Source organism: Paenibacillus sp. plas6 (assembly GCF_057221655.1).
The window spans coordinates 3,193,095-3,218,772 of record NZ_CM170151.1; the positions used below are offsets into that span (position 1 = coordinate 3,193,095).

25 protein-coding genes are annotated in these 25,678 nt (G+C 39.1%); 14 read left to right on the forward strand and 11 right to left on the reverse strand.

Annotated elements, in window-relative coordinates; translation table 11 throughout:
* Nucleotides 1-275 precede the first annotated feature (275 nt).
* The 8 genes from AC2TDL_RS14135 to AC2TDL_RS14170 all read left to right on the forward strand — a co-directional run bounded on the left by AC2TDL_RS14135 (nucleotide 276) and on the right by AC2TDL_RS14170 (nucleotide 8,768).
* A complete protein-coding gene (locus tag AC2TDL_RS14135; protein WP_484696731.1) occupies nucleotides 276-2,348 on the forward strand; it encodes a chemotaxis protein CheW in 2,073 nt (690 codons plus the stop codon).
* 13 nt (nucleotides 2,349-2,361) lie between these two features.
* Nucleotides 2,362-2,847, forward strand: coding sequence for a chemotaxis protein CheW (locus AC2TDL_RS14140; RefSeq protein ID WP_484696732.1), 486 nt, complete (start codon nucleotides 2,362-2,364; stop codon nucleotides 2,845-2,847).
* A gap of 20 nt (nucleotides 2,848-2,867) precedes the next feature.
* Nucleotides 2,868-4,583 carry a methyl-accepting chemotaxis protein gene (locus tag AC2TDL_RS14145; RefSeq protein ID WP_484696733.1) on the forward strand — a complete coding sequence of 572 codons (1,716 nt, stop codon included), beginning with the start codon at nucleotides 2,868-2,870 and terminating at the stop codon, nucleotides 4,581-4,583.
* 50 nt (nucleotides 4,584-4,633) lie between these two features.
* Nucleotides 4,634-5,446, forward strand: coding sequence for a CheR family methyltransferase (locus AC2TDL_RS14150; RefSeq protein ID WP_484696734.1), 813 nt, complete (start codon nucleotides 4,634-4,636; stop codon nucleotides 5,444-5,446).
* 22 nt (nucleotides 5,447-5,468) lie between these two features.
* Entirely contained in the window at nucleotides 5,469-6,497 is a 1,029-nt protein-coding gene (gene cheB, locus AC2TDL_RS14155) for a chemotaxis-specific protein-glutamate methyltransferase CheB (RefSeq protein ID WP_484696735.1), read from the forward strand.
* Between the two features lie 203 nt (nucleotides 6,498-6,700).
* Nucleotides 6,701-7,237 carry a nitroreductase family protein gene (locus AC2TDL_RS14160; RefSeq protein ID WP_484696736.1) on the forward strand — a complete coding sequence of 179 codons (537 nt, stop codon included), beginning with the start codon at nucleotides 6,701-6,703 and terminating at the stop codon, nucleotides 7,235-7,237.
* A gap of 55 nt (nucleotides 7,238-7,292) precedes the next feature.
* Entirely contained in the window at nucleotides 7,293-8,429 is a 1,137-nt protein-coding gene (locus tag AC2TDL_RS14165; protein ID WP_484696737.1) for an Mbeg1-like protein, read from the forward strand.
* Between the two features lie 126 nt (nucleotides 8,430-8,555).
* Complete coding sequence (locus AC2TDL_RS14170; protein ID WP_484696738.1) at nucleotides 8,556-8,768, forward strand: DUF378 domain-containing protein; 213 nt, start codon at nucleotides 8,556-8,558, stop codon at nucleotides 8,766-8,768.
* A 47-nt stretch (nucleotides 8,769-8,815) separates the two neighbouring features.
* Here the strand turns inward: AC2TDL_RS14170 and AC2TDL_RS14175 are convergent, their stop codons facing one another.
* Nucleotides 8,816-9,775: an IS30 family transposase gene (locus AC2TDL_RS14175; protein ID WP_484696739.1), complete on the reverse strand. Its 960-nt coding sequence runs from the start codon at nucleotides 9,773-9,775 to the stop codon at nucleotides 8,816-8,818.
* 296 nt (nucleotides 9,776-10,071) lie between these two features.
* Between AC2TDL_RS14175 and AC2TDL_RS14180 the strand changes: the two genes are divergently transcribed.
* Nucleotides 10,072-11,049, forward strand: coding sequence for an aldo/keto reductase (locus tag AC2TDL_RS14180; protein WP_484696740.1), 978 nt, complete (start codon nucleotides 10,072-10,074; stop codon nucleotides 11,047-11,049).
* A 151-nt stretch (nucleotides 11,050-11,200) separates the two neighbouring features.
* Here AC2TDL_RS14180 and AC2TDL_RS14185 read toward each other — a convergent pair whose 3' ends face one another.
* From AC2TDL_RS14185 to AC2TDL_RS14200, 4 genes are all read right to left on the reverse strand, one after another.
* Nucleotides 11,201-12,463: an FAD-dependent oxidoreductase gene (locus AC2TDL_RS14185; protein ID WP_484696741.1), complete on the reverse strand. Its 1,263-nt coding sequence runs from the start codon at nucleotides 12,461-12,463 to the stop codon at nucleotides 11,201-11,203.
* A gap of 111 nt (nucleotides 12,464-12,574) precedes the next feature.
* Complete coding sequence (locus AC2TDL_RS14190) at nucleotides 12,575-13,342, reverse strand: SDR family NAD(P)-dependent oxidoreductase (protein ID WP_484696742.1); 768 nt, start codon at nucleotides 13,340-13,342, stop codon at nucleotides 12,575-12,577.
* Between the two features lie 25 nt (nucleotides 13,343-13,367).
* Nucleotides 13,368-13,967: a TetR/AcrR family transcriptional regulator gene (locus AC2TDL_RS14195; protein ID WP_484696743.1), complete on the reverse strand. Its 600-nt coding sequence runs from the start codon at nucleotides 13,965-13,967 to the stop codon at nucleotides 13,368-13,370.
* Between the two features lie 301 nt (nucleotides 13,968-14,268).
* On the reverse strand, nucleotides 14,269-14,415 hold the full coding sequence (locus AC2TDL_RS14200) for a DUF1540 domain-containing protein (RefSeq protein ID WP_484696744.1): 147 nt from the start codon (nucleotides 14,413-14,415) through the stop codon (nucleotides 14,269-14,271).
* A 305-nt stretch (nucleotides 14,416-14,720) separates the two neighbouring features.
* Here AC2TDL_RS14200 and AC2TDL_RS14205 point away from each other — a divergent pair, with 305 nt between their 5' ends.
* Nucleotides 14,721-15,074 (forward strand): DUF2512 family protein, encoded by a 354-nt coding sequence (locus AC2TDL_RS14205; RefSeq protein ID WP_484696745.1) that lies wholly within the window; start codon nucleotides 14,721-14,723, stop codon nucleotides 15,072-15,074.
* A 47-nt stretch (nucleotides 15,075-15,121) separates the two neighbouring features.
* Here the strand turns inward: AC2TDL_RS14205 and AC2TDL_RS14210 are convergent.
* A protein-coding gene (locus AC2TDL_RS14210; RefSeq protein WP_484696278.1) for an IS3 family transposase occupies nucleotides 15,122-16,266 on the reverse strand; the annotation gives its coding sequence in 2 pieces (ribosomal slippage) (nucleotides 15,122-15,993 and nucleotides 15,993-16,266; 1,146 coding nt in all).
* A gap of 122 nt (nucleotides 16,267-16,388) precedes the next feature.
* Complete coding sequence (locus tag AC2TDL_RS14215; protein ID WP_484696746.1) at nucleotides 16,389-17,300, reverse strand: ArsR/SmtB family transcription factor; 912 nt, start codon at nucleotides 17,298-17,300, stop codon at nucleotides 16,389-16,391.
* Nucleotides 17,301-17,515: 215 nt separating this feature from the next.
* Between AC2TDL_RS14215 and arfA the strand changes: the two genes are divergently transcribed.
* The gene (arfA, locus tag AC2TDL_RS14220) at nucleotides 17,516-19,033 is read left to right on the forward strand and encodes an arabinosylfuranosidase ArfA (RefSeq protein WP_484696747.1); all 1,518 of its coding nucleotides are present in this window, start codon (nucleotides 17,516-17,518) and stop codon (nucleotides 19,031-19,033) included.
* A gap of 114 nt (nucleotides 19,034-19,147) precedes the next feature.
* On the opposite strand, the gene kduD is transcribed toward arfA, so the two are convergent.
* From kduD to kduI, 3 genes are all read right to left on the reverse strand, one after another.
* The gene (kduD, locus tag AC2TDL_RS14225) at nucleotides 19,148-19,903 is read right to left on the reverse strand and encodes a 2-dehydro-3-deoxy-D-gluconate 5-dehydrogenase KduD (RefSeq protein ID WP_484696748.1); all 756 of its coding nucleotides are present in this window, start codon (nucleotides 19,901-19,903) and stop codon (nucleotides 19,148-19,150) included.
* 12 nt (nucleotides 19,904-19,915) lie between these two features.
* Nucleotides 19,916-20,689 (reverse strand): DeoR/GlpR family DNA-binding transcription regulator, encoded by a 774-nt coding sequence (locus tag AC2TDL_RS14230; RefSeq protein WP_484696749.1) that lies wholly within the window; start codon nucleotides 20,687-20,689, stop codon nucleotides 19,916-19,918.
* A 73-nt stretch (nucleotides 20,690-20,762) separates the two neighbouring features.
* The gene (gene kduI / locus AC2TDL_RS14235) at nucleotides 20,763-21,593 is read right to left on the reverse strand and encodes a 5-dehydro-4-deoxy-D-glucuronate isomerase (RefSeq protein ID WP_484696750.1); all 831 of its coding nucleotides are present in this window, start codon (nucleotides 21,591-21,593) and stop codon (nucleotides 20,763-20,765) included.
* Between the two features lie 310 nt (nucleotides 21,594-21,903).
* On the opposite strand from kduI, the gene AC2TDL_RS14240 reads away from it, so the two are divergent.
* Nucleotides 21,904-22,605, forward strand: a complete 702-nt coding sequence (locus tag AC2TDL_RS14240) for a queuosine precursor transporter (protein ID WP_484701197.1) — start codon at nucleotides 21,904-21,906, stop codon at nucleotides 22,603-22,605.
* An 86-nt stretch (nucleotides 22,606-22,691) separates the two neighbouring features.
* Here the strand turns inward: AC2TDL_RS14240 and AC2TDL_RS14245 are convergent, their stop codons facing one another.
* Complete coding sequence (locus tag AC2TDL_RS14245; protein WP_484696751.1) at nucleotides 22,692-23,597, reverse strand: helix-turn-helix domain-containing protein; 906 nt, start codon at nucleotides 23,595-23,597, stop codon at nucleotides 22,692-22,694.
* 126 nt (nucleotides 23,598-23,723) lie between these two features.
* Here AC2TDL_RS14245 and AC2TDL_RS14250 point away from each other — a divergent pair, with 126 nt between their 5' ends.
* On the forward strand, nucleotides 23,724-24,767 hold the full coding sequence (locus AC2TDL_RS14250; protein WP_484696752.1) for a Gfo/Idh/MocA family protein: 1,044 nt from the start codon (nucleotides 23,724-23,726) through the stop codon (nucleotides 24,765-24,767).
* Between the two features lie 17 nt (nucleotides 24,768-24,784).
* A complete protein-coding gene (locus AC2TDL_RS14255) occupies nucleotides 24,785-25,519 on the forward strand; it encodes a ThuA domain-containing protein (protein ID WP_484701199.1) in 735 nt (244 codons plus the stop codon).
* Nucleotides 25,520-25,678: the final 159 nt, after the last annotated feature.

The window sequence follows — 25,678 nt, forward strand, 5'->3', positions numbered from 1 at the left end:
ATTAATTTCACAAAAATTAATGTTTTTTAAGAATCACTCTTGTTAAAATGGTATAATATTACTATAATTTGATCATGAGTCCTAATCTAATAACCACAACATGGGTAAAAGCTATTGAAGTGACGCAACTATGGAGTAAAGTTAATTCTAACTATGATTGCCAATCTGCTAATTAAACAATGATTTGTTTATAGAAATGCCCTATATGTTACGGGCATTTTTTCTTTTGTGGACAAATTAGAGTGATACTGAATTACATCATGAGGAGGTAAAGAATGTCCATACAGCAAGACGATCCTATCCTAGAAGCGTACGTTACTGAAACCTCTCAATTAGTTGAACAGCTAGAAGATATTATTCTAATTTGTGAAAGCAGCAATTCTTTTTCAAATGAAATGATTAATGAGATCTTCCGAATAATGCACACGATAAAAGGTTCCTCATCTATGATGCACTACAACAACATTGCAACCTTGGCACATGTGTTGGAAGATCTCTTTTCTTTTTTACGCTCATCAAAAATTCAACTACTTGATTGGACTCAGCTTTCTGACTTAATGCTTGATGGAGTCGATTTCACAAAGATAGAACTAGAAAAAATAAAGAATGGCGATCCAGTCGATGGAGATGCTTCTGCAATTATTGAGGCAGTCAACTTTTTGTTAACGACTCTTGAAAATGAGTGGATAAATGATGAAGGCATGCTAAATGAAACGCAAGACATTCAACTTGCTAATGAGTTCAATAATTTAACTGAAAATGTAAGTTCTAGTGCTGCAGATTGCAATGTATATCGCGCGACGATCTTTTTTACCGAAGAATGCGATATGGAAAATGTTCGCGCTTTTCAAATCGTTCATTCCCTAAAAGATATTGCTGACGAAGTTCAGTATGTCCCAGAGAATTTGGTAGAGAACTCTGATGCGATTGAGCTAATTAAAACGCAAGGATTTCAAATCCTTCTGAAGACTAATCTTACCTACGAAGCTATTCACTATCATCTTCATACCCAAACTAGTTTCTTAAAGGAGTTTGAACTGCAGCTAGTAGATGAAGACGAGTCACAGCAGTTAGATAAACAAGATAAACTAGAGCTGTTTAAGGCGACTGGAGATAAACCAGCTAAGGAACAAGCAGAAAGTAAAAAAATCAAAAATGCAGCGGGTACATATCAAGGAAGTTCAATTAATGTCAACGTCAATAAGTTGGATGAACTGATGGATTTAGTTGGCGAATTAGTCATCGCCGAAGCGATGGTTACGCAAAACAGTGATGTACTTGGCTTAGAGTTAGAGCAATTCCATAAAGCGGCGAATCATCTTCATAAAATAACAAAAGAAAATCAAGATAAAGTGATGGAAATTCGTATGGTTCCGCTGGCTACGACTTTTCAGAAAATGCATCGTGTCGTTAGAGATATGAGCAAAAAACTCGGAAAAAATATTCAATTACAGTTAATTGGGGAAGAAACCGAGGTTGATAAAAATATTATCGAGCACATTTCTGATCCGCTGATGCATTTGGTAAGGAATGCGATTGACCATGGCATTGAAGATCCAGCGGAAAGAGCTGCAAACAATAAGCCGAAAGTTGGAACATTGACGATTGAAGCCCATCATGTTGGCGGGGAAGTATTAATTATTGTTCGAGATGATGGGCGCGGCTTAAATAAAGATCGCATTTTACAACAGGCAATTACAAAGCAAATCATTTATGATGAGGCCGCCGCAGCCGCACTGTCAGATAAAGATATTTATAATCTTATCTTTGTTCCAGGTTTTTCAACAAAGGAAAAGATTACCGAATTCAGCGGAAGAGGCGTCGGGATGGATGTTGTCGCACAAAATATTACGGCAGTTGGCGGTACCGTAACTGTTGATAGTGTATATGGTAAAGGCTCGGCAATTACATTCAAAATACCATTAACACTGGCAATTATAGATGGAATGACAGCATCAGTTGGTGAGATGAAATATACGATACCGACAAATGCAATTAAAGAGTCATTTAAGCCTAGCGACAAAGATATTCTTACTGATCCGAATGGTAATGAGCTAATTATGGTTCGTGGTCAATGTTATCCGATCGTTCGTCTTCATACGCTGTTTAACATTGATACGGAAGTCGAGCAAATCCATGAGGGCATTCTTATTATGGTGGAGCACGATACGCATAGAGTATGTATTTTTGTAGAACAGTTATTAGGTCAGCAACAAATCGTTGTAAAAGCTTTGCCAACTTATATTCGCAAATTTAACAAGATTGAGGGAATCTCAGGCTGTACCTTGTTAGGTGATGGAGATATTAGCTTAATTTTAGATATACAAGGACTGTTAAAGAGAATATAAGGAGGAATGAGCAATGACAGAATTGCAAAAGGAACAGTTGCTGGAAGAAGATTCGCAAAAGGATAAGTATTTAACTTTCGTTGTTGACGATGAATGCTACGGTATTGAAATTCGCTATGTAACGGAAATTATCGGCATTCAAAAAATAACAACAGTGCCAGAGATGCCTGATTTTGTTCGCGGTATTGTAAATTTACGCGGCAAAATTATTCCTGTAATGGATGTAAGGCTTCGCTTTAAAAAGCCATTTAAAGAATATTGGGATAGAACATGTATCGTTGTTATTGAGATCAAAGATTTGGCAATTGGTCTAATCGTTGATAGTGTAACAGAGGTAGTGACGATTCCAAGTAATGAAGTGGCGGAGCCGCCAGATTTTAATAAACGCAGTAATCGCTATGTAATGGGAATTGGTAATGCAGGTAATGAAGTAAAGCTGCTATTAGATTGCGAGAAATTACTGAACGATGACGAGCTAGATTTATTACATCATAATTAAAGTTCAAGGGGACAACAGACATGAAATGGTATACTAACTTAAGAATTTCCTCAAAATTAATTTCTGCTTTTGTAGTATTAGCTTTAGTTGCTGGAGCTATGGGGTTATATGGTATAACCAGTATGAAAAAAGTGGCGAACGAATATGATGGTCTTTGGGTCAATTATGGTATTGCACTTGGAGATTTAGGTTCTGCAGGTATTGATTTTAATAAGTCTCGTGTTATTTTACTTCGTATTCTGGTTTCAGATAACAGAGAGACTATGATTAAGTATCAAAATGAGATTGCAGAACTAGATGTAAGAATTAATGAAAATCTTGTTAAATTTAGAGACTCCATTCAAGTAGAAGAAGTTAAACAGGTTTTTGAGCAATTTCAAGCAAAGGTTAATAGCTTTGAAGAAATTCGTGACAGCTTAATTAACCAAGCTCTTGCTGGTCAGCAGGAAGAGGCACAAGCTAAATTAGCAGCGGAAGGAACACCGCTTGCTGATGAAGCAGAGGTGTTAATGAATGAGCTGTTTGATTTACGAAAAGAAAACGGAAGCAAAATGTCTACAACGTTAATCGCTCAAACAGGCACTACTAGTACAACGATGATTATTGTTGTAGCACTTGTGATGCTGCTATCAATTAGTTTTGGATTTATTATTTCTCGAATGATAAGCAATCCAGTGAAAAAGATTGTAGATTCAGCAAATAGAATCGCAGATGGAGATTTAGATGTAGATATAGATATTTATTCTAAAGACGAGGTTGGACAGCTAGCCCATGCATTTAGAATAATGACGAATAATCTCAACGATACAATGCGCAACATTCAAACTGCGGCTGAACAGGTTGCATCTGGTTCCAAGCAAATATCGATTTCCAGCATTTCTTTATCGCAAGGAGCAACCGAGCAAGCAAGTTCAGTAGAGGAATTAACGACTTCTATTGAAGAAATTGCAACACAAACAAAACAAAATGCTAATACTTCTAATGAAGCGAACAAGCTTGCGGAAGCAGCGAAGGATAACGCTATTCATGGCAGCAATCAAATGAAAGATATGTTAAATGCGATGGATGAAATTAATATGGCATCGCAAAACATTTCGAAGATTATTAAAGTAATTGATGAGATTGCTTTCCAAACAAATATTTTAGCACTAAACGCAGCAGTGGAAGCAGCGCGTGCAGGACAACACGGCAAAGGCTTTGCTGTCGTTGCAGAAGAAGTTCGTAACTTGGCTGCGCGTTCTGCAGATGCTGCAAAAGAAACAACTGAAATGATTGAAGGTTCAATTAAAAAAGCGGAATTTGGTACAAAAATTGCTAATGATACTGCACACGCATTGCAAAATATCGTCAATGATGTCGCAAAAGTTGCCGAGTTAATCGAAGATATTGCTGCTTCATCCAACGAGCAAGCGGTAGGTATTAATCAGATTAATCAAGGAATAATGCAGGTTTCTCAGGTTGTACAAGCTAACTCAGCAACCTCTGAAGAAGCTGCAGCGGCAAGCGAACAGTTGTCTAGTCAAGCTTCATTATTAAATGAGCAAGTAAGCCGCTTTAAGTTGCGCAATTTAAGCTATTCTACTCAGCAAGGAATGGACGGCCTTAGCCCGGAGCTAATTCAACTTTTCGAAAAAATGTCGCAAAAAAAAGAAAAAGAGCATCCAGAACACGAAGCTAGCGGTAAGGCAGAAACTTCAAAAATTGTATTAAGTGATAATGAATTCGGCAAATACTAGGGTTTGACTAGAGAGAGCAAAGCTCTCTCTATTTTTAAACTAGGAGTGAAATGATGATCAAAATTACGGATGAAGAGTTTAGTCGCTTAACAAACTATGCCAAACAGACGTTAGGGATTCATTTACGAGAAGAAAAAAAGCTGCTCGTCAGCGGTAGGTTAAGCGGAGTATTACAGGCGTTAAAGTTAACTAGCTTTACCGAATATTTAGATTATATTGCCTCAGATAAAAGCGGGGCAGCGGCAAGTGTTTTTGCTAATAAATTGACAACGAACCACACTTTTTTTATGCGTGAAGCGGAGCATTTTAGTTTTTTTAGTAATACTGTGCTTCCGCAACTTATGCCGAAATTACACCATAGAGATTTGCGTATATGGAGTGCAGGATGTTCAACAGGTGAAGAAGCTTATACTTTGGCAATGTTAATTGATGATTATCTTGGTTCCGCACGTTCCTTATGGGATACTAAGCTGCTAGCTACCGATATTTCAGAGCATGTTCTTAATAAAGCAGTACTCGGACGATATAGTAATGAAATGGTGGCGCCGTTGCCACGAATGTGGCTGCTTAATTATTTTGATAAATATGATGAAGCTAGTTATCAAGTAAATAATAAGATTAAAAACGAAATTATATTTCGACGGTTTAACTTAATGAGTCAGTTTCCATTCAAGCGAAAGTTCCATGTCATCTTTTGCAGAAATGTTATGATCTATTTTGATGCTGAGACGAAAGCGGAACTAATAGACAAGTTTTATGAAAGTCTTGAGCCTGGTGGTTATCTCTTTATCGGTCATGCGGAAACGATTAATCGAGAAAATTCCAAATTTCGATACGTCATGCCAGCTGTTTATCAGAAATAATAATTAAACTCTGGAGGGTATCATGGTAAACGGTAAAATAAAAGTATTAGTAGTTGATGACTCCCTAGTCTTTCGTAACGTCATTGCAAGAGGAATAACTACGGATCCTAACATAGAGGTTGTAGCAACTGCTGCTGATCCTTTTGAGGCAAGAGATAAACTTTTAGTTTATCATCCGCACATTATGATTTGTGATGTGCATATGCCGAAAATGAATGGGATTGAATTTTTACGCAGGTTGTTGCCGCAATATTCTATCCCTGTGATCATTATTAGTTCAGTTAGTACACTTGTATTTGATGCTTTAAATGCAGGGGCAATCGATTTTATTAAAAAGCCAGATACACAACTAAGCAGCATCGAACTTTTTATCGAAGATTTGATCGCTAAAATCAAAGTTGCTGCAAAAGCAAAAATCGTTCATCATATGAGCCCAGCACATCAAACAAGCCATGTCCATGAAAATGCTCAGCTTAATACGAAGACGAAGCTAATTGCTATCGGAGCCTCCACAGGGGGGACAGAAGCAATTGCTACATTGTTGCAGGGATTGCCTAATGATGTGCCAGGCATCGTTATTGTTCAGCATATCCCGCCTTATTTTTCTAAAATGTTTGCGGAGCGCTTAAATCAGATGTTACCGTTTAAAGTAAAGGAAGCAGAGACAGGGGATCAAGTCGAGCCCGGAACTGTACTGATTGCACCAGGGGATAAGCATCTAAAGGTGATAAGGATGGGTGAGCATTTACAGGTTGAATGCAAATCTGGCAACAAAGTGAACGGTCATTGCCCATCTGTTGATGTATTATACGAGTCTGTTGCTGAGTCAGTTGGCAAGCAAGCTATCGGTATTATTTTAACAGGAATGGGCTATGATGGAGCAAAAGGATTACTTTCTATGAGGCGTAAAGGTGCTCGAACGATCGGACAGGACGAGCAGTCCTCAGTTGTCTATGGTATGCCCAAGGTAGCGTTTGACGTAGGAGCAGTGGAAAAACAAAGCCCGCTCGCCAAAATACCAGACTTGTTAATGAGCTGGTTAAAAGTATGATAAGCCCTGACATTTCGAAAAGTTCATCTGACAATAGTTATATAGATTGGAAAGGTACGGTTTCTGCGTCCAGCAGGAAACGTACCTTTTTTATTATCTTACGTCTTAAATTATTGGGAAGCGGTGAATGTTACGATCGCTTTATATTATAATGAAAACAAGAACTAAAACTGGGAAAAAGTTTATGCTATGGAGGTTGAAATATGGATGTACTGACAGCCATCGAAAAACGAAGAGAGATTACTTCCTTTACTGATCAAGCAATATCAAATGAGCTGCTTGAAAAGTTAATCTTAGCGATGTACTTGTCGCCAAGCGGCAACAATTTGCCATCAAGAGAATTTATCGTTGTAACAGATCGTGCTGTATTACAATTACTTAGTGCAACAACTCCGTATATGAAATGGCTGGAGCAAGCAAGCGCAGCGTTTGTTATCGTTGGTAATGCCGAACTTAGCAAATATTGGCTGCAGGATGCAACGATTGCAGCATCCTATTTATGGCTTACAGCAACCTCCCTCGGTCTAGGCGCAGCATGGGGAGCTGTATATCATTCGGAAGATGCAGAGGAGTCTAACCAACGTGAAAGTTACGTGCGAGAGCAATTAGCTATTCCAGAGCAGCTGCGCGTAGTTGCTATTATTGGTGTGGGTTATGCTGCTGCGGAACCAGCACCTAAGCAGCTTTATCCATTAGATGAAGTTCTGCATAGAGAACGTTTTAATTCCAAAGGACAATAAGTAATGTGAATTATAAGAATGATATATTTGACTTAAAGAAGAGAGGGGGAGGAAGATGGGGAATATTTTAGATTACTTAGATTGGCGTGGCGATCTAACTTTAACACAAGACCCTTTCAATGAAGTTGATAACTTAATTTTAAGTCAGCTTGTTTATATTAATTTTGATTATATCGTTCCTTCGCGCTGGAGTAATGCAAATGTGACGTTGGCAGAGGCGGCAGAGCAGTATTTTGCTAGATACGATGATGAGCAGATTGAGCAGTTTAGTTATGTGATTCGTATAACTGTACCGCTGCTGCGCAAGCTAGCTAGATGCCCGCGTTTTGCTAAAGCAAAACTTAGCAGGTTTGAATCCATTATCGATCTTGATCGGACGAAGCAATTTGCAGCAATGCATATTGAGCTGGAGGATGGTACGCGATATATTGCCTATCGAGGCACGGACAATACGATCGTCGGTTGGAAAGAAAACTTTAATATGAGCATTCATACTCCAGTTGCCGCCCAATATGAGGCTGTGCAGTACTTAGAGGATACAACTGAGGGCGAAGATATGCGCCTAAGATTAGGCGGGCATTCAAAAGGAGGTAATCTTGCGGTTTATGCTGCAACGATGTGCAAGCCTGAAGTGAAGCAACGAATTATTTCAGTGTATAACAATGACGGCCCTGGGTTTAATGAAAACATCTTAAAAAGCGATGCCTATCAGCAAATTCGAGAGCTAGTAATGACGATTGTACCGCAATCATCTATTGTTGGCATGCTGCTGGAGCATGAGGAAGAATATATCGTTGTGCAGAGCCATATGTCGATTTTAATGCAGCATGAGGCATTTTCTTGGGAAGTAATGGGCAACGGATTTGTTAAGGGCAAAAGCTTAGAGAAGAAAAGTGAGCTGCTCGATGTAACGATAAAATCTTGGTTAGGGCAAATGACTAAAGCTCAGCGTGAGCAATTTATTACTGCGCTGTTCCATGTGTTCGAGGCAGGCGATATTCGCACATTTAGCGATTTAAGTCGCGCAAAATGGCAAACGATTAATGATATGATTCGCGCCTTAAATCAATCTCAGGAGTATAAGACGATATTAATTAAGACGTTTCAGCTATTATTAAAGGAAGCGAGAAAGGTGTTTATTACGACTCGAAAAAAGCAAAAGCAGGGAGAAGACATCTATTATTTAGAATAACGAACGGTTAGCCCCGATTTGATGCGGTATGCAGCATTAGATCGGGGCTTTTTATATTTGATGGTATGAAAATTAAAAAATAGGAAATAGTATAGTAATAATTTTACAAATAAGGAGCTGTAATAAATGAGAACATTAGATGCAATTGCTTTAACTTTGCTAATTATCGGCGGGTTAAACTGGTTATTAATAGGTTTGTTTCAGGTAGACTTAGTTGCGTCAATATTTGGTGGACAAGATTCTGTCGTTTCGCGAATCGTCTACACTTTAGTTGGAATTTCAGCGCTTTATTCATTAAAGTTTTTTGGCAAACTAAGAGAAGAAGAAAGAGCAAGCTGATCCAAATTGTATCACAAATTTCAATAATTAAATGATAAGATAGATTGTCAAGCTAAGTGCGACAGCTCTTCCATAATCGCTTCGTGAGAAGTTTTCCAATTCAAACATTTCCGTGGTCTATGATTGATTAAATCCAAGGCACATTCAAGTTCAGCTTGATCAACTGTGGTTAGGTCATACTTCTTAGGAAAGAATTCTCGTAGAAGTCCATTCGCATTTTCGTTACTGCCTCTTTGCCAAGATGAGTAGGGATCAGCAAAATAGACCGTTAAGCCATGCTCTTCTAACAATGCTTGATGGCAAGCGAATTCCTTTCCACGGTCAACGGTAGCTGTAAACATAGGTAAAGCAAGCTCTTCTAGAGCCGTAGCAACAGCTTGCTCCATGGATGCCGCTGAACGATCAGGCATTTTCACAGCGTAGTAATAGCGTGTTTTTCGCTCGACAAACGTAGCCAAACAACCTTTACTTTTACCACGGCTAGAAACGACCGTATCAAGCTCCCAATGACCAAAGGTTTCACGTTGTTTAACTTCTTTTGGACGTTGCCTGATAGATAGCCCAAGATTAAAGCGACCTCTGTTTTCACGCGGCTTTCTACGCTTTCCCTTATGCCGCAAGAAGGTAGTGTTGCCTTGGACAAGCTTACCATGATAAATCCAGCGATAGATGGTTTTGAAAGATACAGCTTGCTCAGGATAGTCTTGTTTCATTCGAGCTTCAATTTGTTCTGGAGACCATGTTGCAGCCAGTGTTTGAGTAAGGTAGTGTGCTCTTTCTTTTGTCCACTTTCCTTTTGGTTTACTTTGCATGCGTTTGTGCTGGTAATCTGCCTGTGCATCGCTAGCCTCATAAGCAGAGGGAAGACTCGTCATGCGATTAAGCTCACGAGATACTGTAGAATGATGACGTTTGATATGCTGAGCTATCGCTCTAGCACTCCATCCTAAATTAAGTAATGTTTCTATTTTTGCACGCTCGTTTATGGTAAGATGTTTATAGCTCATGACGACTTCTCCTTGTAGATGGTGTGTGGTAACTTCATTCTACACGAATTCGTCATGGGTTATTTTTTTAGGTGTCGCACTTCATATTACAATCTATCATAAAGAAAAATATTGATAACAGCAGCTATTGCAACCGACTGGGCTAATTGCCAGTCGGTTGTTTTTGTTCATAAAAAATTAGTTCGATTGAACAAAATGACATAGACTCCCATGTTCATGACATTTACTCGGAACATGCCGCAATAGTATGATGGATGATATAACCAATCCATTTCAGTTGAGAGGAGTATAACAAGATGCAATATACGAAGTTAGGTCGCTCTGGTCTTTATGTTAGCAGACTATGCCTTGGCACTATGAATTTTGGAGTTGATACATCTGAGCAGGAAGCGTTTAAAATTATGGATGCTGCTTTAGATGCTGGAATTAACTTTTTTGATACCGCAAATGTTTACGGTTGGGGAGAAAACTCTGGCCGTACAGAAGAGATTATTGGGAAATGGTTTAAACTAGGCGGTGGACGACGTGAGAAAACAGTGCTTGCCACAAAATTTTATGGAGATATGAGCGATGAGCTTGATGGTCCTAATCGTGAAGCGGGCTTATCTGCCTATAAGCTGCGTCGTCATTTAGAGGGCTCCTTGCGTCGTTTACAAACTGACCATATCGAACTGTATCAAATGCATCATGTTGATCGCTCCGTTTCTTGGGAAGAGCTATGGAGTGGCTTCGAAATCGCACAGCAACAAGGAAAGATTGGCTACGTTGGTTCCAGCAATTTTGCAGGTTGGGATATTGCTGTTGCCCAAGGAGAAGCAAAGGCAAGAGGTCATCTTGGACTAGTTTCAGAGCAGCATAAATATAATTTGCTTTGTCGCTTGCCAGAGCTTGAGGTTCTTCCTGCAGCGCAAGGCTTAGGAGTCGGCATTATTCCGTGGAGTCCGCTAGATTCTGGACTGCTTGGCGGTAATGTGTTAAAAAACATTGGCGTAAGAAGTCAATGGGACAAAGCGCGCATCGAGAAGCTTCGTCCGCAGCTTGAGGCATTTGCTGCGCTAGCTGCTGAGCTTGGTACAACAGAAGATAATTTAGCTCTTGCATGGCTTCTGCATCAGCCTGCAGTAACAAGCCCAATTATCGGCTGTCGCACATTTGAGCAATTTGAGAAAAGCTTAAAGGCAGTTGAATTGAAATTAGATGAAGCAACGTTGCAGCGTCTAGATGAAATATTCCCAGGTCCAGGCGGAGCTGCACCAAAAGCTTATGCTTGGTAATTTTAAGTCATCATTTATATAAACTTTTTGTCATTTGTGAAGTAAAGCGGTAAACAAAAAGCCCTTTGGCTGAACAGGAGATAAGGTGTAGACTGCACTTTATTTGTTTTTGTTTGTGCAAAGGGCTTTTCCATAGCTGTTAATTTCGTTGCTACATTAACTGCTCTTGATCTAGTCCTGCAATTCCTCGAGCAATGCTAGAACTGATTTTGTAGCGAAGGCGCGGGACAAATCTCATAAGAAACATTCCAATCATTTTTCCACTATGCAGCAGCTTGTTCTGAGTAAACACAACAGAGGACATAAAGCTTGAGCGAGCAATAATATTTTCATTAATTGGCTTGCGAATTTGCTCAAATCGTGTGAGCGCATCATCGATAGTAAGTTCATTCTGAAGACTTTTTACAAGCAGAGTGCTTAATACATCAGCATCTTGAATTGCCATATTCATTCCTTGACCAGATGCTGCATGAGTTTGATGAGCAGCATCGCCAATTAATACTGCTTGCTTGGCATGGTACGTACTTGTATGCATTCGAACCATTTTATAAATATGTTCGCCCTCACGATAAAAGTTGCTTGTATTAAGCTGAGGTACACGTTTCCTTAGCTGCTCCATAAGCTCACTATCGCTATATTTTCTCCATTTTGCTGCTTTACCTGCAGGAACGACAACAGTAATCCGCATTTGCTCATTCGGCAAAGGAATAAACACTACAGCCCCATCACGGTGCAATTGCACGACGGTTTTAAGATCATTTTTATAAAATGAAGCGGGGCGAGGCATATGAAGCACGACAAGCTCATGGTTATAGACGTTGCGCTGAGCTTCAATATTAAGCTGCTTTCGCACAAAAGATTGACCGCCATCCGCAGCAACAACTACTTTCGCATGACAAATGACGTTTTTATCCCCTTGTTTAATAACAACGCCGCGTACATTGCCTTGTTCATTATAAAGTAACTGCTCTACTGAACAGCCGCGCAGCAGTTGAATATGATCAAATTGCATAGCCCAATCCAGCAAGCCTTGTTCAATATAACGATGCGGGATATTCAAAATATAATTAAACTTATTGCTGTTTAACGGCTTAAGATCAATATTAAGCAGCCGCTTAAATATGCTGTGGCGGAGCTCTATTCCGTAGGATTTTATATGCGGTAGCTTTTGCAAGTGCTGCAAAACACCCCACTGCTGCAATATTTCTAAGGTTCGCGGCTGTAATCCGTCGCCACGATTCATGCTTCCCACTTCTTTGCGACGATCAATGACTATAACTTTATAGTTATATTTTGCTAAGGCACAAGCAAGAGCTGCTCCAGCTACTGCGCCTCCTACAATGACAATATCTGCTTCTAACATCGGATTCGTTTGTTGACTACTATCATTTACTGCCATATTGCTTTTCTCCATCCTGTTAATTCCCCTCCTTTTACGATTTGCGGCAAACGTAGATTAACCGTTAATTTATCTTTCTGGCTAATTTTTTATTGCTTGCATACGGCTTGGAAAATATCGATTCGATTACGTAGTTATTTTTCGAATGATGTTATCCGCTAATGGGGGGAAGAGGCGAATAAGGGTACTAAGTCGTTTGTTTTGCTTTCCGATAACAACGCGATTACGTTTATTATCCACTGCATGAATGATTTCTTCAGCAACATCATCAACAGCAAGTGAACCGGATTTTCCATACCAATGCGGAATTTGCTCTAGATGAGCACTAAGCCCAGTTGTCATATGACCAGGTGAGGCTAAAGTTACATGTACACCTTTACCACTTACCTCTCGCTGCAAACCACGAGCAAAACTAGAAATGGCTGCTTTCGTTGCGCCGTACGATACCATTTGCGGAAACGCTGCTTCGCCCATAATGGAAGAAATAAAGACAAGATGTCCGCTGCTTCGCTGCAACATATGCGGCAGCAATTGGCGCGTGCAGCGAATGATCCCAATTACATTGGTCTGAAACATTGATTCTACTTCGTTCATATCAAGTTGATCAACGGAATCGATATATTGTACAGCAGAACATAAGTAAGCAGCATCAATGCAGGAGTATTGCTTTATTATTTGATCAACAAGGTTTTTCACCTCTTGCTCAGAGTTAATATTACATGGAAGAACATGACAGCTCCCGCCTATTTTATCGATCTCCATTTTTAACTTGGTCAATGCTTCTTTTGAGCGAGAGGAGAGTATAATATTTGCTCCCTGCTTAGCAAGCTTTAATGCTAAAGCTTTGCCTAAACCGCTTGATGCGCCGACAATTAGAATATTTTTTCGATTCATTAATAGCTCCCACCTTATATCGTTGTTATTGGCCTGAATCCTTGCGCAATATGCCGTCAAGCAAAATGCTGTTAATTAACTGCAATGACTCGGAATATGAAAGTCCATGTTTAGCTATAAAGCTTTCCTTCGTAAAAAATTCGATCGTTATAAGATAATGCTCCACTAGAATCTTCGGAGAAATGTCGATAATTATCCCCTGTGTTTGTGCTGTACGAAATAGTTCCTCATAGCGAGCAATTTTCTGTGAGCGAAGTTCCATCACTTTTTGCCACAGCTCTGGGAAAGAGCGTTGAAGATCAATAACTTGCTCAGAAGTAAAAAACTGCAGATGCTTCGCTACAATTGCTGGCAGCATTTTAAGCTTCTCTAGGATAGATAAAGTAGAAGATGTCATAACTGGCATAATTTCTTTATCGATCTGCTCGAATACATCATCAATACATGCAGAAATGATTTCTTCTTTGCCTGTAAAATATTTATACAGCGTCTTTTTGCTGATTGACAGCTCGGAAGCGACTTGATCAAGCAACACTTTGCTAAATCCTTGTACGGTTCCTAATTGAAAATACATTTGTTTAATTTTGGACTTTAAATCGGTTGCCTCAAAGCCAGGCTCTATCAATTACGTTCACTCCTTATTAATTTTGAAACAAGGAAACTCAAAATTTATTTTCAGTTTCCGTAATCAATATAGCAGTATATACCATGAAATGTCAACAATAGAAATGCAAGAAAAAGAAATAAATAATAAGGGAGGGGATAAATGCTGAAAAAATGAAGAGAGCAAGTGAAGAGGAGAGGGAAAAAAGATAATAAAAAATTTCCAACGATATAGTGCAAATAATGCTTGATAATAATTATCGTTATTGCTACAATAATAAAAGAAAAAGGAATACACGGGGTATTCCTTCATCCTTGGAACATTATTTAGATTCAAAAGTTTTGCAGTCTGTTTCTGCGGAAGTTTTTGCCTCTTTCTTAGATACAATGTAAATTCTTTCCGCACCACATTTATTGCCGTTGTCCCAGTAACGGCATGTGTTAACTTCGCAAAGTACATCTTTTGCCATGTTAAACACCTCCTTAATATGAAGTTGGTGGGCAAACAAATAGCATATAACTTTATTCAAGTTGCAGCTTGAATAGAGCGCTTGTCCTTACTTTGGTAAAAGTAAGGCTATTTGTGCTTATTTATATGATACACCTTGATCCATAAATTGTGCAAGTACAGAAGAGATTCAAAGATTGTTTTTTCAGAAAATTCAATTATTTTATAAGGTTATATTTTTAAAAATCATTATTATTAGGCATAAAATAAGCTCGATCTCCACACAACTAAAGGTAACTAACGGTTGTTATGGAAGGAGATTGAGCGATGACCAGCTTACTATTTAAGTTAATAACATTTCCATTAGGAATGGTGCTTGCTGCTTGGCTATTGCCTAATGTCAGCTTTGAACACTACTATGAACCGATACTAGTTGGTTTATTAGCCGCAGTTGTTGGAGTATTGGTCGAGTACGTCATTTTGCGCCGTGGCACGTTATGGATTAGCACCTTTTCTGATGTCATTATCAATTGGGTGTTTCTCTATGGCGTTGCCAATATGTTTGATGGTGCATATGTTACCGTCTGGGGAGCATTATTTACAAGCATCTTAATTGGTGTCGTCGATTATTTTATTCACTACTATTTAATTAAAAAGAATTTAGTAAAAAAGCATGCCTAGGGGGGAGGAACTGACCCCCGTTTTTGAGACAGGGATCAAAACACCTTCTAAGAAGCCAGTTCTCGATACTCGATCGGGGACTGGTTTCTTAGTTTCGCTTGAATGCGAAACTTGTTATAATAATCAATGTAATCTCTGACTGTCTGCTCTACGATGGCGGTCGTAGTACAGGTTAAATGGTCAAGATAGAATGTTTCACACTTTAGGGTTGCGTGAAACGATTCGATGGGGGCATTATCAGCGGGTGTACCTTTACGGGACATACTCATGATCATGCCTCTTCGTTTAACAGCCTCCTGATATGCTGCAGACGTATAGACAGATCCTTGATCGCTGTGTAATAGGCAGCCAGGCGGAAGAGCTGGTAGTTGTTCTAACGTATCTAGCACGCAGTGTACATCTTGTCGATGACTAAGCGTGTAGGCTAGAATCTCCCCGTTATACAAATCCTGAATACTGGAAAGATACAACATTTGACCACCAAAGGGCAAGTAAGTAATGTCCGTTACAAGTTTTTGCAAAGGAGATTTCGCCTTGAAATCTCGTTTTAATATATGCTCTGCCACTTGAGCTGGTTGTCCTATACGGTGACGTTTCTTTGGCTTTACACGACATTGTAAGCCATACTGTTGCATGATCCGCTGTACCACTTTATGGTTCACACGTTTGGTGCGATTGACGAGTGCTGTGATCTTTCGATAACCTAATCTAAATTTATGAGAGATGCAATACTCACGAATGAGTGCAACAAGTTCATCGTCTTTTTTACAGATGGGACGCTTTTTCCATCGATAATAGGTTGCTCTCGATATGTTTAAGGTTTCACAAACCAGCCTAACCGATAACTCAGGATGTTCGTTGATAAATGAGATAGCTACTTCTTTGTCCACCTCCTTTCCCACGCCTTGAACTTTTTTAGCACCTCTAGTTGTTGTTGAAGAAATCTAATTTCGGCTTGTAATTTTTCTACTTCAGAAGCATATTCCGCTCCTTTTCCATACGAATATTGTTTACCAACAGGCTGTTCCAAGCGATGTAATTCACCGTTACGATACCACTTCATCCATGTCTCAACTTGTGAGTCGTTGCGTATATTCAATTCATCTAGTACCACTTTCATAGGTATTCCTTGTAATCTCATTTCAATAGCTTTCATCTTAATTTCGATTGGATAACTCACTCTAGTTCTCAAAACAAAAACACCTCCAAGTTGTATTCATATCTTACGACATGATTTACATTTCTTAAAGGTGTTTTGATTTTGTCTCACTTTATGGGGTCAGTTCCGGGATTCACTGCCCCAAGCATGCTTTTTTAGGTTATATCATAAAGTACACGGACTTGTATATCTTGCCGATAGTTGCCAAAGTGTTTTCCAAATAAGGTTAATCCGCCCTTATGAGCTGAATGTGGCGGAACAGCAATTTTTAGAACAAGCTCACTTTTATAGTCTAGTCCGATTGTTTGCAAAGAAACATCTGAAATAAGCTGCCCATCAATATAGCTTCCCTGCTCATTTACCCGCAGCAATTTAATCATCCCGTACTGATTAAGAAAAGGCGGCCACCAGTCAGGATTCATGCTGCCGCGCACATCCCCAAAATCTCCAGGGCTTGTCCAACAGCCGAGCTCAACATCATTTAAATAAAAGTAAATATCAGAAGGATAGTTATTGCTATAGCCTGGCGCTTCCGAGCTTAGCTCCAGCGAAATTTGAATTTCTTTAAACTGTTGATTCACTTTTAAATAGTTTGGAATGCGGTATTCTATAAATCCCTCCGCTAGCCAAATAATGCTTGCCTGGAATCGTTCAGGTGCAGCAAAGTATCGTGGATCGTCGAATTCTCCAATAATACTGTCCTTTGTTGCTAAGCCGCAGGTCGGAATAGCAGAGTAATTGCTATAATGCCCTATTTGTACTTCAAGTTCATAAAGATTGGCTTGCTCATTTCCGTTAAGCTCAATTAGCAGCTTATCCTCGTTTAAGTAGCATATCTTTTGAATGCCATGCTTGCCGACGGTTGTATTGATGCCGATAAGTCCACTTTCCTCTAGCTTTTTAATATGCATCGTGATCGCAGCATTGCTTAATTGCAGTTGATTAGCGAGATCATTTAGATTCATTGCTGGATTAGACATTAACAGCTCAATAATTTGAATACGCACCTCTGAACTTAATGCTTTAAATAACGGCAATCCGCTTTTTAGATCTTTGATATGGATCATAAAGCAACCCCTTAGCGTTCTTTTATTTTAATAATATATGAAACAAAAGGAAAAATAAAGCTGTAATATTGAACTATTGTGATTTTATTTAATGTTTTTATTAATTGATTTATATTTATATATTTACAATGTGGGGCAGATGTGCTATTTTAAATTTGTAAACGAAAACATTAATGAATAACCAAAATGTGAACATATGAGAGGAGATGGGCTTAATGTCATCATCTGAATTAAAAGCTAAAATGATCGTTGATAAAGCCTTCAAAATCGATGAGGTAGATCCAAGAATTTATGGTTCCTTTATAGAGCATCTTGGACGTGCAGTTTATGGCGGAATTTATGATCCTGAGCATCCAACTGCTGATGCTGACGGTTTTCGTGGCGATGTAAAGGAGCTTATTAAAGAGCTGCAAGTACCGATTATCCGCTATCCTGGCGGTAACTTTGTATCTAGCTATAATTGGGAGGATGGCGTTGGCCCAGTTGAAGAAAGACCTAGACGTTTGGAGCTAGCATGGCGTGTAATTGAACCAAACTATGTTGGAACGAATGAATTTGCTAAATGGGCAAAAGGGATTGGTTCCGAAGTAATGATGGCAGTAAACCTCGGAACAAGAGGTGTTGAAGCTGCATGCAATTTGCTTGAATACTGTAATCATCCAGGCGGTACATATTGGAGCGACTTACGGATTAAGCATGGTTATAAAGAGCCGCATAAAATCAAAACATGGTGCTTAGGTAATGAAATGGACGGTCCTTGGCAAGTTGGACAAAAAACAGCAGAAGAGTATGGTCGTTTAGCTTACGAAACAGCTAAGGCGATGCGTCTTATCGATCCTGATATTCAGCTTGTATCCTGTGGCAGCTCTAATACAGGCATGCCAACTTTCCCGCAATGGGAGGCAACGACATTAGAGCATACGTATGAAGTTAGTGATTTTGTATCGCTTCATCAATATTATGGTAACCGCGATAATGATTCAGCGAACTTCTTAGCAAGAACGATGGATATGGATCATTTTATTCATACAGTAGCTTCAACTTGCGATTATATTAAAGCGAAAAAACGCAGTAAGAAAAAAATGTACTTAAGCTTTGATGAATGGAATGTTTGGTATCATTCCAACGAGCAAGATCGTAAAATCGAGCCTTGGAGTATTGCTCCTCATCAGCTTGAAGATATTTATAATTTCGAGGATGCGTTGCTTGTAGGCGGCATGCTTATTACGTTGCTGCGTCATGCAGATCGCGTGAAAATGGCTTGCCTAGCACAGCTTGTTAATGTTATTGCGCCAATTATGACTGAAGAAGGCGGTAAGGCTTGGAAGCAAACAATCTTCTATCCGTACCTGCATGCATCAATTTATGGCAGAGGCGTTTCCTTGTTGCCGATAGTTGATTCTCCAAAATATGATGCACAAGATTATACGGATGTTCCATATTTGGATAGCGCAGTCGTATACAATGAGGAGAAAGAAGAAGTAACGATTTTTGCTCTAAACCGTCATTTAACTGAAAATATGCTGTTAACATGTGATGTTCGCAGCTTCGAGGGCTACGGTATTGTAGAGCATATCGTGTTAGCGCATGATGATCTAAAAGCATCAAACTCTGCGCAAGAGGAAAAGGTTAGACCTCATTCTAACGGTGCATCTGAGCTTAAAGACGGCATTGTTAGTGCGAATTTAAGCAAAGCTTCTTGGAATGTAATTCGTTTGAAAAAGATTTCATAATCATTCAATCAATTAGGGGTGTTAGAGCATCATTACTGATGCTGCTAACACCCCTTTAATTATGGTATGGTTTTCTCTAAGCAGATTAACGGAAGCTGCAATCAGATAAGCCGATTAGCGATTCATCCATCCGCCGTCAACGCATAAAATATGTCCGTTTACATAGTCAGAAGCGCTTGATGAAAGGAAAATCGCTGCTCCTTTAAGATCATCATTTGATCCCCAGCGGCCTGCTGGAATTCGCTCTAAAATTTGCTTATTACGCACTTCATCAGCACGTAATGCCGCAGTATTGTCTGTAGCCATATAGCCGGGAGCAATTCCATTGACTTGAACGTTTTTTGCTGCCCACTCATTTGCTAATGCCTTAGTTAAGCCAGCAACTGCATGTTTACTTGCTGTATAAGCAGGAACATTAATGCCGCCCTGGAAAGAAAGCATTGAAGCAATATTAATAATTTTACCGCTGCCTTGAGCGATCATTTCACGACCAGCAAGCTGACTAAGTGTAAAGACAGCATCTAAATTAATGTTTAGCACCGCTTGCCAATCTTCAAAGGAATACTCTGCAGCAGGTGTGCGGCGAATAATACCGGCGTTATTTACAAGAATATCAATCCGTCCAAAAGCTTGCTTTGTTTGCTCGATAATGCCAGGGAGCTGAGCTTGATCGCCTACATCAGCTTTAATAATGATTGCTTTTTTACCAAGCGTCTCGATGACTTTCTTTGTTTCCTCGGCTGGTGTTGTATTTGTGACAAGCGCAACGTTAGCACCAGCTTCTGCTAAACCAATTGCGATAGCTTGACCAAGACCACGCGCCGCTCCCGTTACAACCGCAATTTTTCCATCTAAATTAAACAGATTCATGTTAATCCTTCCTTACTCTGTAGTTTTAGAGGAAATGATTAGTGTTGCACCTGCCTGCTTCATTTCTTGTATTCTTTCTTCGGAAATTCCCTTATCTGTAATAAAGCAGTTAATTTGCTCTAATTGAGCAAAGGTATGCAGCGCGCCGCGACCAAATTTGCTATGATCGGCGACACAAATCACTTCCTTGGAAGCCTGAATTAGCGTTTTTTTAATCGCAAGCTGCTCGTAGGAAAAAATAGACAGTCCAAAGTTAGGATGGACACCTGAAGTTGAAAGAAACAGCTTATATATGTTCAGTTCATTTACCCACTCGATCGGACTAGAAGGAATTAGTAAGTTATGTCTGCTGTAGCCGCCAGGCACAACAAGTTTAATTTGATCCTTCGTCATCACTTCGCGAATAATGAGCAAGTCGTTTGTAATTATCGTAAGCGGAATATTGCTTAATTGCTTCGCAATTTCGAGAGTCGTACTGCCGCTGTCTAGAGCAATAATGTCATGAGCCTCGACAATATGCTTTACTGCGAAGCTGGCAATACACTGCTTTTCATTTTGGTTAACAGTGTTAGGCAGCTTTAAGGCAAAGTCGGGCTGTTCAGATGACTCAACGAATACGGCACCTCCATGAATCCTTTTTAGCCATTGTTGCTTTTCCAGCTTAATAAGATCCTCACGAATCGTTTTTTCCGTAACGTTGAACTGCTGACTTAGCTCGGAAACCTTTACAAAGCCATTGTTTTGTAATTGCTCCAATATTAATTTATGCCTTGTTGCTGCTAACACACTTTAACCTCCCAAAATCATTGTAAGCACCGCTTTAGATATTTAGCCTAATGTGCTGTCCCACTGCTTTCGATTAACGAAGCTCATTCATTGGAACGACGTCCATGTCTTTAAATGTATAGTTTTCTCCAGCCATTGCCCAGATGAAGGAGTAGTTACTTGTACCAGCACCTGAGTGAATCGACCAGTTTGGAGAAATAACGGCTTGTTCGTTAGAAATAACGAGGTGACGAGTTTCATTAGGCTCGCCCATAAAATGGAATACGCGAGCATCGTCCTTCAAATCAAAGTATAGATAAGCCTCCATACGACGGTCATGGATATGTGCAGGCATTGTATTCCAAATGCTTCCCTCTTTCAATATAGTAACTCCAAGCATTAGCTGACAACTTTGCACTGCACCTTCATGAATATATTGATAAATAGTACGTTCGTTACATGCTTCTTTCGAGCCAAGATGATTAGGCGTTGCTTTAGCCAGCTCGATTTTTGTAGTAGGGAATACAGCATGGGCCAGTGCCGAAGTGAAATAAACCTTAGCAGGATTAGCTGCATCCTTACTGGAGATAACTACCTTTTTCGTACCTTTTCCAACATAAAGTGCATCAAGCTTTAATAGTTCAAAGCTTTCACCATCAGCTTCAATAATAGCAGGACCGCCGATATTTATAAAGCCAACTTCTCTACGCTCTAAGAAATATTCGGTTTTAAGTGTTGCTGCTGCTTCAAGCTCTAGCTTCTCATTAATAGGATGAGCACCGCCAATAACTAAACGATCATGATGGCTGTATACCATGTTAATTTTGTCTGCTTCAAATAAATTTTCAATTAAAAAGCGTTCGCGAAGTTCTGTAGTATTCAAACGTTGTACATCAATTGGATTTGTAGCGTGTCTAATTTCCATAAATCACACCTCACAAAATGTTCATTTTTGTACGTTTACACGTTCATTATAGTTTGTTTGGTTTCTTTTGTAAACAATAAAACGGTTACAATTCTTTTGGAATACGTTTGTTAATATTTTTTCAGAATGGATAATCTAAGTAGAAAAAGTAATTGAGCAGATCGGGTTGCGAAACAATCATTTCTTTTCTAAGAAACTTCTGTTATTCTTATCAATGGTCGTTTGCTTGTTTAGAATTTGGGAAAGATGCTAGGAGATGAGACCCGCGGTTCGTGACCATCCCGCGTAACCAAAACTAAGGAGGAATATGATGTTTAATTTAGGCTGGGGAATTTTATTTATTGCAGTCAACTTTGCCTTATTTTTAGCATGTTATCGTTTTTTTGGACGAGTTGGCCTATATGCGTGGATCGGGTTTGCTACGGTAATAGCGAACATTCAAGTAACAAAAACAATCGAGCTGTCGCTGTTATCTTTTGGCATCATTATGACGCTTGGTAATACGATGTATACAACGATTTCCATGAGCACTGACATGCTTAATGAAAAATATGGTCCGCAAGTAGCGCGCAAAGCAGTTTGGTTTGGTTTTTTTACGTTAATTGCTTCAACGGTTATTATGCAAATGGTATTGAAATTTGAGCCGCAAGAAACAGATTTTGCCCAAGAACATTTGCAAGCGATTTTTGGACTTATGCCGCGTCTTGCAGCGGGAAGTCTGCTTGCTTATTTAATCAGTCAATTTTTAGATGTTCGAGTTTATGGTTACTTGCGTCGCAAGTTTGGTGCAAAAAATCAATTTTGGATTCGCACGAATGTAAGTACAGGCATAAGCCAGTTAGTCGATTCCATAGTTTTCTGTACGGTAGCGTTCGCTGGAACAGGCCTGTATACGATGAATGAATTTCTTCAAATCGTCTTTACAACATATATTTTTAAATTCATTATCTCTGTCATTTCAACACCAGTTCTATACTGGGCACGTAGCTTTAACATAAAGGAAGAGTTTTAATCGTTATAACGGTCAGTCTTTAGAGGACTGACCGTTTTTAATTTTTTCAGTTTCGATATGGCGGGCTAAGGTGCATTTAAAATGTTCTATGGTTCATTTGCTTTCCAAGATTCGTTAGCCTTTACTTGCTTATAATATTGGGCAGGTGATAGCCCAGTAAACTGTTTAAACATTTTGCTAAAATAATAAGGATCATTCAAGCCAACTAAATAACTAATTTCATTAAAATTCATATGCGTTGCTCTGATTAGTTCTTGGGCATGTCCGATTCTCACTTTATTTACATATCTAGTAATTGTATAGCCTGTCAGCTCTTTAAAGATTCGATTTAAGTAGTCATAGTTAGAATCAAATTCCTTTGTAATAATCGAGCTGTTTATATTTTCTGAATAATGATGATGAATATACTCTAATAATGCCTGAACTTTAATAACAACCTTTGACCTTTTATTACTGCTTTGCTGTAACGTTTGCACAAAAAAGAGACGAGACAATTCAATTAACATTTCTAATAAATGAATTGGAGCAATACAAGAAGCGAAATGTTGTTTTCTTAAATAAAGATTACAAAGTTCATTAGAGGTATGTAATAGATGACTAATAGTGCTTTTGTCGGACGCAGTATAATATTTTGGAATGTAACAGTGTCTTTGGTGTTCGTTCTCTAACTGTTCAAATAGCATACTTCTAGCTAAGGCAATAGTATCGTTTATTGCTACTTTATTCATTGCAGGATGTTTAAAGTGAAAGTAATAGTAATCACAGGTCGATTTTTTTGTTCCTTCCAAATCTAATCCAGGTTCCAGTAACAGGACATCTCCTCGTTTTAAATGATAATTCACCTTATTCTCGCGTAAATGCAACTCACCATTTTTAATAATATAAAGCACAAATTCATCTGTATTGCGGTAAAAATGAATCCACGGTGTTTTATAAGAAATATAGCCTATTAGAGTTACTGATGGCACTTGTTCGACATCTATTTTTAACATAGTCATCACCTCAATCGTTGTGAAAAGTCGGTTTTATACAAGAACTGTCATTATTATGCATGTTGTCTTTGGGCAAAGCAACCTATAATTTGAGTGAAATGAATTCATGTCCAAGGAGGCAAATTGGTGAAAAAGCTGAAGATAGGCTTAATTGGTATTGGCGATATAGCAAACTTTTATATTTCTAGCTTAAACAATCATAGAGAGGCTGAGTTATGGGCAATTTGCGACAGTAATCATGAGCGATTACAACAGCGAGGGCAGCAACTTAATATTCCCGAAGCTAGACGTTATCTTAATTACAGTGAAATATTGCAAAATCAAGAGCTAGATGCAGTAATGATTGGTACTCCAAACGTTAATCATATAGCAATTGCTAGGGAAGCGTTGAAGTACCGCAAGCCATTTGCTTTAGAAAAGCCGATAGCGCTGTCTGCGGAGGAAGCAGTTGGGATATGTGAAGAGCTGAAAACTTCACCGCTTCCTCATATGGTTTGTTTCTCCTATCGCTATAAAGCAGCAACACGGTATGCAAGAGATTTAATCCAGCAAGGCAAGCTGGGCAAAATATATCATGTGTACAGTCAATATTTGCAGAGTTGGGCAAATAATGAGCAGGTTCCTTTATTTTGGCGTTTCAATAAATCGTTGTCTGGTTCAGGCGCTCTTGGGGATTTAGGATCACATATTTTAGATTTGCATCGTTTTTTAGTAGGAGATACACATCGTGTTGTTGCACATGCAGATACAATTATTCAACAAAGAAAGCTGCTAGTAGGGGATGGTTATGGTGCGGTTGATGTGGATGATTATTGTCATGTGCTAGCAAAAATGGATAACGGAGTTTCAGCTTCAATGCAAATTTCTCGCTTTGCAAACGGACGCGGTAATTATCAGCGTATTGAAATATATGGCTCAAAAGGCTCTCTCGTTTACCATTTAGAAGAACAAGATTCACTCGAAGTTTGCTTTATTGAAGATGGAGATACACAGTTTAGAAAAATTGAAATTCCAGAGCAATATAAAGTAGATCAAGTCCAGTCGTTTATTAATATTGTGAATGGAAAAAGTGACGGTTTGGATGCGACGGTTGAAGATGGTTTTATTAACCAAAAAACATTGGATGCAATTGTGAAATCGTTTGAACAGGAATGCTGGATTACTGTATAAAATTCGGAGGTAATATGATGAAAACAATTAATGTTACGATATGGAATGAATACCGTCATGAACGAAACAATGAACAGGTGGCAAGCATTTATCCAAAAGGGATTCATCATACGATTGCTAGCCATCTCCAAAAACAGGAAGGAATGGCTGTGAAAACTGCGACATTAGACGAGCCAGATCATGGATTGACTGATGAGGTGCTTATGCAAACTGATGTCTTGATTTGGTGGGGACATCTTGCTCATCATGAAGTAAGAGATGATATTGTAGAAAAAGTTCAAAATCGCGTACTGGATGGTATGGGATTAATCGTGCTCCATTCTGGTCATGGATCGAAAATTTTTGAGCGTCTGTTAGGGACGAAAACTGGAACATTGAAGTGGAGAGAAGTAGGTGAGAAGGAGCGGATATGGGTAATTGAACCTGGTCATCCGATTGCTGAAGGCCTAAACGATTACTTTGAAATTCCAAAAGAAGAAATGTACGGGGAGCGCTTCGAAATTCCTGCTCCTGACGAGCTAATCTTTATTTCTTGGTTTGAAGGAGGGGAAGTGTTCCGCAGTGGATGCTGCTATCGGCGTGGCAGAGGGAAAATATTCTATTTCCGTCCTGGACATGAAACTTTTCCAGTTTATCATCAGCCAGAGGTGCTAAAAGTTATAAGCAATGCCGTACGCTGGGCCGTCCCAACAGTTGGCGCATCAAGTGTAGCGGGACGAATAGATGTTCCATTAGAACCAATTGGCAAATAGAGTTAATGTGGGAATGACGCCGTTCTTATATGAACGGCTTCTAGATCCTTTTATTTGGTTGAGAAAAGGTGTCTTATATTACGTTATTGCCGATTATATTACGTTTCCTGGTTAATAGATGTTAACCATACTATAAATATGATTTTATTTGTAGGAGTG

What these genes read in the sequence shown, in the direction of transcription:
- AC2TDL_RS14205 (WP_484696745.1), top strand. Translation starts at nt 14,721, where the DNA reads ATGACCAGCTTACTATTTAAGTTAATAACATTTCCATTAGGAATGGTG.
- AC2TDL_RS14185 (WP_484696741.1), bottom strand. Translation starts at nt 12,463, where the DNA reads ATGGAGAAAAGCAATATGGCAGTAAATGATAGTAGTCAACAAACGAAT.
- AC2TDL_RS14215 (WP_484696746.1), bottom strand. Translation starts at nt 17,300, where the DNA reads ATGATCCATATCAAAGATCTAAAAAGCGGATTGCCGTTATTTAAAGCA.
- AC2TDL_RS14255 (WP_484701199.1), top strand. Translation starts at nt 24,785, where the DNA reads ATGAAAACAATTAATGTTACGATATGGAATGAATACCGTCATGAACGA.
- kduI (WP_484696750.1), bottom strand. Translation starts at nt 21,593, where the DNA reads ATGGAAATTAGACACGCTACAAATCCAATTGATGTACAACGTTTGAAT.
- AC2TDL_RS14200 (WP_484696744.1), bottom strand. Translation starts at nt 14,415, where the DNA reads ATGGCAAAAGATGTACTTTGCGAAGTTAACACATGCCGTTACTGGGAC.
- AC2TDL_RS14140 (WP_484696732.1), top strand. Translation starts at nt 2,362, where the DNA reads ATGACAGAATTGCAAAAGGAACAGTTGCTGGAAGAAGATTCGCAAAAG.
- AC2TDL_RS14180 (WP_484696740.1), top strand. Translation starts at nt 10,072, where the DNA reads ATGCAATATACGAAGTTAGGTCGCTCTGGTCTTTATGTTAGCAGACTA.
- AC2TDL_RS14150 (WP_484696734.1), top strand. Translation starts at nt 4,634, where the DNA reads ATGATGATCAAAATTACGGATGAAGAGTTTAGTCGCTTAACAAACTAT.
- kduD (WP_484696748.1), bottom strand. Translation starts at nt 19,903, where the DNA reads ATGAATCTGTTTAATTTAGATGGAAAAATTGCGGTTGTAACGGGAGCG.
- cheB (WP_484696735.1), top strand. Translation starts at nt 5,469, where the DNA reads ATGGTAAACGGTAAAATAAAAGTATTAGTAGTTGATGACTCCCTAGTC.
- AC2TDL_RS14160 (WP_484696736.1), top strand. Translation starts at nt 6,701, where the DNA reads ATGGATGTACTGACAGCCATCGAAAAACGAAGAGAGATTACTTCCTTT.
- AC2TDL_RS14175 (WP_484696739.1), bottom strand. Translation starts at nt 9,775, where the DNA reads ATGAGCTATAAACATCTTACCATAAACGAGCGTGCAAAAATAGAAACA.
- AC2TDL_RS14145 (WP_484696733.1), top strand. Translation starts at nt 2,868, where the DNA reads ATGAAATGGTATACTAACTTAAGAATTTCCTCAAAATTAATTTCTGCT.
- AC2TDL_RS14190 (WP_484696742.1), bottom strand. Translation starts at nt 13,342, where the DNA reads ATGAATCGAAAAAATATTCTAATTGTCGGCGCATCAAGCGGTTTAGGC.
- arfA (WP_484696747.1), top strand. Translation starts at nt 17,516, where the DNA reads ATGTCATCATCTGAATTAAAAGCTAAAATGATCGTTGATAAAGCCTTC.
- AC2TDL_RS14165 (WP_484696737.1), top strand. Translation starts at nt 7,293, where the DNA reads ATGGGGAATATTTTAGATTACTTAGATTGGCGTGGCGATCTAACTTTA.
- AC2TDL_RS14170 (WP_484696738.1), top strand. Translation starts at nt 8,556, where the DNA reads ATGAGAACATTAGATGCAATTGCTTTAACTTTGCTAATTATCGGCGGG.
- AC2TDL_RS14240 (WP_484701197.1), top strand. Translation starts at nt 21,904, where the DNA reads ATGTTTAATTTAGGCTGGGGAATTTTATTTATTGCAGTCAACTTTGCC.
- AC2TDL_RS14135 (WP_484696731.1), top strand. Translation starts at nt 276, where the DNA reads ATGTCCATACAGCAAGACGATCCTATCCTAGAAGCGTACGTTACTGAA.
- AC2TDL_RS14245 (WP_484696751.1), bottom strand. Translation starts at nt 23,597, where the DNA reads ATGTTAAAAATAGATGTCGAACAAGTGCCATCAGTAACTCTAATAGGC.